Here is a 3,614-nt window from a genome sequence, read left to right as displayed (position 1 = left end):
CGTCACTCAATGTTGTTCGCAAAAATGGATTTATTTATAAAAATATTTCTGTGGATAGTGATGGCGAGTCATTAGAATGTTGGGAATTAATCAATAATATCAATGCGTTGTAAAATGCCTAACAAACGCTTTAAGAGGGACAGCCAACGCGTGGCATTTTTACTATGCGTTGCTTTTTGTGATTTCGGTGTTATGCGGAAGCTTAGTAGTAGCGTTGGCTGCCCCTTAAGCGGGCGTTAAGCCTCTTTCATTAGTCGGAGTAATAAAATATATGGATCAAATTTTTGAATTAACACTTGCGCAGATAGGCGGTGCCTCAGTTCTATTATCGGGTTTAGCTGGTTGGCTAGGTAAAGTGTGGAAGGACAGAATTCACCTACGTGAGAAAGCTGTTATAGATATTGATATTGCAGAACTCAAAGCTGAACATGCACGAAAAGCTCAATCCCTAGAGCATGAATTACAATTAGAAAGACACGCAGCGCAGTTGGGGCATGCCAATCTAATTGAAAAAAGAGCAACTATTATTGATGAAAACTATAAACTTCTCGTAGATCTTCACGAAGCTATTTTCGACACTATACGACCAGATTATTTTGGAAGGGAAAAACCGAGTAAAAGTGAAGCATATAATCTTGCTCTACCAAAATTTGATTTGTTTATGATCCACTTCGAAAAGAACAAAATCTATTTTTCTAAGGAAGTGGCAAAAAATGTCAGTGGTTTTTATGTGGCCGCAGCCCAAGCACTGGATCAAGCAAGATTAGTAATTAATTCAAATCAATCGTTGTCAAAAGGCATTACTCCTGAGCTACAAAAACTATTTATGAAGGTTGATACTGAAATGGGCAAAGCTAGAGTAGAAGTAGAAAAAGACTTTAGAAAAATATTACGAGTAAATGAGGCTTAACAAAGCATTTAAGATGGATTCACAACGCTCGGCGGCTTCAGTTTAAAGTTTTAGTGCGGTGTTTATGGCACTATGTTTGAAGTTTGGTGGTGCGTTGTTCACCACATAATGCGGCGTTATGTTTACTTGTATTTCAGTGGCTTAAAGCTTCTTCGATCTATGTTCTTTGCCCCTTTGGCAGTTCATTCGAGTTGCTTCATTTTCAGGTCGTGGCGGTTGGCTTCAAGTTTCACTGGCTCTAAGTCGCTTTGAGCGCATTTGCCAAGTAGCATTTCGGCTTGGCAGTTGCCTCGGCAATTTGCCATTGTTCTGCGCTTTGGTTGGAAAGAAAGGGCGTTTGTTGAACGTTTATCTGGTTGCCTCATTGGGAAGGGAAGTGGATTTACTCGCTTCGTGTTTTGTGCCTCTGGCGGCCAAGTGAGTTTGAGCGTGTGATTTACTTCTTGAAATGGGCTCAACAAAGCAGTTCTTTGCCAATTAAATCAGTCGTTTGTGGTAAAACATAACAAACAATTTAAGAGGGATTCCCAACGCTTGGCATTTTTGCTTCTACTTCAAATTTAGTGGTTACGGTACAATGCTTTAGGTTGGGTGGTAGCGTTGCTCACCCCTTAATTGGGCGTTAGTTTGCTACAGGCTAGCAGTTAACTAGCCTAAGCTTGCTCTTACATCCGCAATGGTGATGAAGAGTTTGTTTTCAGCGTCTTGAAATGCCTGAAAGCCATAGCGTTCATAAAAATATTTTGCACCGTCTTTGGCATCAACGATAACAACTGGAAATGCAACGCTATCACTAGCAGCTAATAGCTTTCTGAGTGCATCGATGAGCAGCCACTCACCAAAGCCTTTCCTTTTGTATCTGTCATCGACAGCAAGACGGGCAATTAGGCCACCAGAGGTGGATGATTGGTGCTTTTTTTGTAATTTATCGGGCAATGCCTTTAAGTCAATTGGTGTCATTGTTAGCGTGTAAAAGCCGATGATATGTGAGCTGTCGTTATCATCTTCCAGAACAAACGTTCTGGTGTTGTCTTTCTTTGTTTGCTGACTCGCCATTACTTTTAAGTAATTATTGAGAGCTTCGATACCACAGTTGAATCGGTTTCTATCGTGTTTAACTTTATCTAAAAGTACCGTATTCATCATTGAGCCTTGCTCTCGTATCGTTCAGAGGCCGCTCTTAGTTTTGAGTTCTGTGCTGTTGGGCGGTCTAATGCGTCCATCAGCAAAATCGCATCGGCTTGGCTCAGTTTTAAAGCTTGCTCACGTTCGATGACTTGTTTAGCCTTTTCAATTGCAGCGCTTAGAACAAATGAGTTAATACTAGACATACCAGCGATAGCGGCAGCTTTAGTGAGTAAATCTTGTGTATCGACATCAACTCTAGCGGTGATGCGAGGCAAAGTAGTAGCCATAATGTTATCTCCTGTCGTGTCAAAATGTCACATGGGTATTATGGTCTTAAAATGTGCAATTAGCAATCGTTGTGTCACTTTGGCACGCAAACTAACAAACAATTCAAGTGGATTCTCAACGCGTGGCAGTTTTACTATGCGTTGAGTAAAGTGTTTTACGGTGCAATGCGGTGGCTTGGTCAGTGCGTTGTTCACCACTTAATTGGGCGTTATGCAACTCAGGTAAATTTAGGGGCTCAATCTTTTGGGATTTCTCCGGCCATTCGTTTTGAGCTGTCGGCAAATGAGCTTTTTACCCTCAGATTCGTGGTTAACTCAAACCGTAAAACAGGCAGGGTTCTTTGTTTGCCTCAATGAGTTTTGGTGCTGGTTTGTTGTGAATTTAGCGGGCGCAAAGTGTGGAAAGGGCAAGTTTATCGAGTATTTTTTGCTTGCTGAAAGTCTTGCTTGTTGAGTTTTCCTGATTCAAAAGCTTGGTTTGTTGTTGAAAGGTGGGCTTTGTTTTGGCGGCTCATTTATCACAGTTCTTGCTTGGGTTGATTCTTGAATCACTCAACCATTGCAATCGTGGCTTTTGAACGAGTAAAGTCAGTTTATCTTATTGAATTTGCATAACAAACGGCTCAAGAGGGATTGCCAACGCGTGGCGGCTTTAGTTCAAAATTGAAGTTCAGTGTTTACAGTGTGTTTTTTGAGTTCGGCGGTGCGTTGTCAACCCCTTAGCCGGGCGTTATACCGTTTTAACTTACGCGCAGAGCATCGTATAGGTTCTAGTTTATAAAAACCGTCAGAAGACGGCTTTGGACGTAATTATCGAGGGGTTTAAGCACAGCACTTTTTGTACTTTTTCCCGCTTCCGCAAATGCACGGTTCATTACGGTTTGGTGTTTTGTCATAGGTAATAGTTTTAGGTTTGTTTAATAGCGTATCAAGCTCAACAGTGTTCTCTGGTTGCTTTGAGTCAATGACAATATCAGCCACTATTGAGTGCTCAGAAAGTAATATTTCTATCTCTGCTTTACGAGCCTCGGTTGGGACGACAACATTGATTGGAGCTTCGTCAGTGCCTGCTTTTACATCACGGTTTACGTTGTAGCCTGAAATGACGTGGTTTTGTCTAGCATCGATTCGACCTTTGAAAAATAGTTTGGACATTTGCAACTCACTGATGGATTGTTGTGGTGTAATTTGGCCGCGATTATACGGCACTATGGCAATTGATAAAGAAGTTCCTACAATGTGCATCGGATCACGGTATAACAAACGGCTCAAGAGGGATTGCCAACGCG

The 3,614-nt window shown here is 41.6% G+C and carries 5 protein-coding genes; 1 reads left to right on the top strand and 4 read right to left on the bottom strand.

Annotated elements, in window-relative coordinates; all coding sequences use genetic code 11:
- Window positions 1-271: 271 nt before the first annotated feature.
- On the top strand, window positions 272-910 hold the full coding sequence (locus AACQ42_RS00185) for a hypothetical protein (RefSeq protein WP_017045405.1): 639 nt from the start codon (window positions 272-274) through the stop codon (window positions 908-910).
- A gap of 182 nt (window positions 911-1,092) precedes the next feature.
- On the opposite strand, the gene AACQ42_RS00180 is transcribed toward AACQ42_RS00185, so the two are convergent.
- The 4 genes from AACQ42_RS00180 to AACQ42_RS00165 form a co-directional block, all read right to left on the bottom strand.
- Window positions 1,093-1,215 carry a hypothetical protein gene (locus AACQ42_RS00180; protein ID WP_254918574.1) on the bottom strand — a complete coding sequence of 41 codons (123 nt, stop codon included), beginning with the start codon at window positions 1,213-1,215 and terminating at the stop codon, window positions 1,093-1,095.
- 343 nt (window positions 1,216-1,558) lie between these two features.
- Window positions 1,559-2,056 (bottom strand): GNAT family N-acetyltransferase, encoded by a 498-nt coding sequence (locus AACQ42_RS00175; protein ID WP_094165581.1) that lies wholly within the window; start codon window positions 2,054-2,056, stop codon window positions 1,559-1,561.
- The gene (locus tag AACQ42_RS00170; protein ID WP_013867770.1) at window positions 2,053-2,325 is read right to left on the bottom strand and encodes a type II toxin-antitoxin system TacA family antitoxin; all 273 of its coding nucleotides are present in this window, start codon (window positions 2,323-2,325) and stop codon (window positions 2,053-2,055) included. The genes AACQ42_RS00175 and AACQ42_RS00170 overlap by 4 nt, the downstream gene beginning before the upstream one ends.
- A gap of 822 nt (window positions 2,326-3,147) precedes the next feature.
- Window positions 3,148-3,480 carry a PBPRA1643 family SWIM/SEC-C metal-binding motif protein gene (locus AACQ42_RS00165; RefSeq protein ID WP_069573255.1) on the bottom strand — a complete coding sequence of 111 codons (333 nt, stop codon included), beginning with the start codon at window positions 3,478-3,480 and terminating at the stop codon, window positions 3,148-3,150.
- Window positions 3,481-3,614 lie beyond the last annotated feature (134 nt).

Source organism: Vibrio sp. V12_P9A6T4 (assembly GCF_963874835.1).
Taxonomy (GTDB): domain Bacteria; phylum Pseudomonadota; class Gammaproteobacteria; order Enterobacterales; family Vibrionaceae; genus Vibrio; species Vibrio anguillarum.
The sequence above is the reverse complement of the archived record's forward strand: the minus strand, read 5'-3'. Positions and strand labels throughout refer to the sequence as shown.